This is a genomic window from Sphingomonas sp., from assembly GCF_051962185.1.
Lineage (GTDB): Bacteria > Pseudomonadota > Alphaproteobacteria > Sphingomonadales > Sphingomonadaceae > Sphingomonas.
This window is the reverse complement of record NZ_JBQCCN010000035.1, coordinates 1-2,608: the sequence shown is the minus strand read 5'-3', so window position 1 is coordinate 2,608 and position 2,608 is coordinate 1. Positions and strand designations below refer to the sequence as shown.

General features: G+C 69.1%; 3 protein-coding genes. All 3 read right to left on the bottom strand.

Annotated elements, in window-relative coordinates:
- The coding region (locus ACTHJR_RS02550; RefSeq protein WP_440521504.1) for a diguanylate cyclase domain-containing protein at window positions 1–914 on the bottom strand (914 nt) is incomplete at its 3' end.
- Window positions 915–988: 74 nt separating this feature from the next.
- On the bottom strand, window positions 989–1,528 hold the full coding sequence (locus ACTHJR_RS02545) for a Smr/MutS family protein (RefSeq protein ID WP_440521505.1): 540 nt from the start codon (window positions 1,526–1,528) through the stop codon (window positions 989–991).
- Between the two features lie 25 nt (window positions 1,529–1,553).
- Window positions 1,554–2,608, bottom strand: a 1,055-nt coding sequence (gene mltA, locus ACTHJR_RS02540; RefSeq protein ID WP_440521503.1) for a murein transglycosylase A, incomplete at its 5' end; no start/stop codon positions are given.

Below are 2,608 nucleotides of genomic sequence, written 5' to 3'. Positions count from 1 at the left end.
TCGACCTCGAGCTGCGCGCGGTCGGCGAGTTCGGCGGCAAGCGCTTCGGAGAAATGCTCGGCGCGGCCGCGGCCGGTCGCCTTGGCATGGTACATGGCGGCGTCGGCGGCGCGCATCAAATCGTGGAGCGTGGTGCCATGGTCGGGGCGGATGGCGATGCCGATCGACGCGCCGATCTCGATCTCCGCGCCGGCGATGTCGAACGCCTCGGTCAGCGCGAACAGCACGCCGCGGCCGATCCGCGCCGCCTGGCGCGCATCGGGCAGATGCGGGAAGAACATGGTGAATTCGTCGCCCGCGAGACGGCCGATGGTCGGCTTGTCGGCAAGGTCGTCGATGGCGATGCTGTCGGCCACCGCGCGCAGGCGATTGGCGACCATGCCGAGCAGCATGTCGCCGGTGGCATGGCCCATCGTGTCGTTGACCGCCTTGAACCGGTCGAGGTCGATGAACAGCAAGGCGGCGATCTGGCCGGCCGGCATCTCGGCGAGCTGGCGCTCGGCCGAGCGGCGGAAATGGGTGCGGTTGGGGAGCGCGGTGACGGGATCGTACATCGCCAGGCGATGGACGCTGTCGAGATTGGCGGCGACCTGCTGGAACAGGCCGTGCATCGCCTCGCCCAGATGCGGGACGGCGGCGCCGATATCCTCGGGGATCGGGCTGTCGAGATCGCCATGCGCCGCCTTGGCGAGCCGCGCGATGGCGGAATCGATGGCGGCGGCGATCGACGCCACCGAACGCTCGGCGGCGGCCCAGGACAGGACCGAGCAGACGATCGCCGGGATCAGCGCGCGGCCCATCGTGTCGGCGGTGAGCTGGCCGTGCGACGTCGCCAGCAGCGCGAGGATGAATACCACCGCGCCGGCGCACAGAGCGAAAACGATCGCCCGGCCTTTCAGCGTTGTGGATTCCATTGCGCCCGGAAAGTCCCCTCTATCGGGTCTCTCGAAACGACCCCCGATGAAGACGATATTGTGACCGGAAAGGGTTAAGAATTTCGTGCGCTGCGCGGTCGACGAAGCACAATATATAGCGCTCCCGTCCCACCATGACGCGGACTCGCCCCCCTGACGGCGGCGATGGAATCGGCGTGGCGCGAGGCGTGCAGCCAGTCGCCCACCGCGGCGCGGATCGCGCCGCGCGCATGCGGCCGCTGACTCTCGGCGCGCGGCGGCTTGCCGGTGATGAGCAGGATGACGCGATCGCCCCGCGCGATCGAACGGGCGAGCGCGGCATCGAGCATGGTGTAGGCGGAGTTGAGCGTGTGGCCGTGGAGATCGACCGTGGAATCGGGCTCGACCATGCCACGGGAGAGGCGGCGGTCCCAGCCGCCGTCCAGCGTGGTGCCTGGGGTTGGGGTTTTGGCCGATTTAAGCCCCTCCCCTTTAGGGGAGGGGTTGGGGGTGGGGCGAGACCTCGTAGAGGGCATCGCCTGCGACTCCCCCACCCCAACCCCCCTGAAGGGGAGGGGCCTTTTGGCTTCCTGCTTCACCCCTTCGCGCCCGGGCATAGGCGTCACCGTCGCCATCACCCGCGCCCATAATGCGCGCTCTTCAGCGCTGAGGCGTCGTTCCACCCCCGCCTCCCTGCAGGCGAGCGAGCGTGCCCAGCGGCACCAGCAGGAACGCGGTGCCGCGGCCCGACATGCCGCCGGCGATCGCCTCGGCCTCGCGGCCCGATCCCCAGAAGGTGTCGACGCGATTGGCGCCCTTGATCGCCCCGCCGGTATCCTGCGCGATCCACAGGCCGGTGGCGTCGGCGCGGTCCATCGACAGGAAGATCGGCGCGCCCATCGGAATGAATTTGGGATCGACCGCGACCGTGACGCCGCCGGTCACCGGCAAGCCCATCGCGCCAAGCGGCGGGCCGTCGAGCAGGCGGAAGAAGACGTAGCTCTTGTTGGCGCGCATGACGTCGCGCCCTTCGTCGGGATGCGCGCGCAGCCAGGCGACGATGTCCTGCATCGTCGCGTGCCCCGGCTGGAGCATGCCGCGATCGCGCATCAAGGCGCCGATTCCGGTATAGTCGCGGCCGTTCTGACTGTCGTAGCCGATCCGGAAGGTCGAGCCGTCGGGCTGGCGCACTTCGCCCGATCCCTGGACCTGGAGGAAGAACAACGCGACCGGGTCGGCCGCCCAAGCGATGATCGGCGCCTGGGTCATCGCGCCTTCCTCGATCTGGGTACGGTCGTAATAAGGGACGAAATTCTTGCCCTCGACGCGGCCGCGGATCGACTTGCCCTTGAGCGCGTCGGAGAATTTGCCGAGGTCGACGTCGATCAGGTCGCTCGGGCGGCCATAGATCGGCACGTCATAGCCCTTGCGCCGCTCGCGCGAGCCGGCGATTTCCGGAATGTAGTAGCCGGTCGCGAACGCCTTGCCGCTGCCGACCTGGATCGTCTCGAAATTGGTCGCGAAGAAATCCTCGGCATCGCGGTCGCTGGCCGATTGCGCGGCGTTGCACGCGGGCGCCCAGTCGGCACCGCGAGTCAGGCCCGATTGATCGGTGCGGCGGACCAACTCGCGGCAGCTCAGCCGGAACGCGGCGAGCGCGCGGGCGGCGCGGGTCTGGCCGATGCCGAGCGTGGAAATCGCGGGCCCGGCGACCA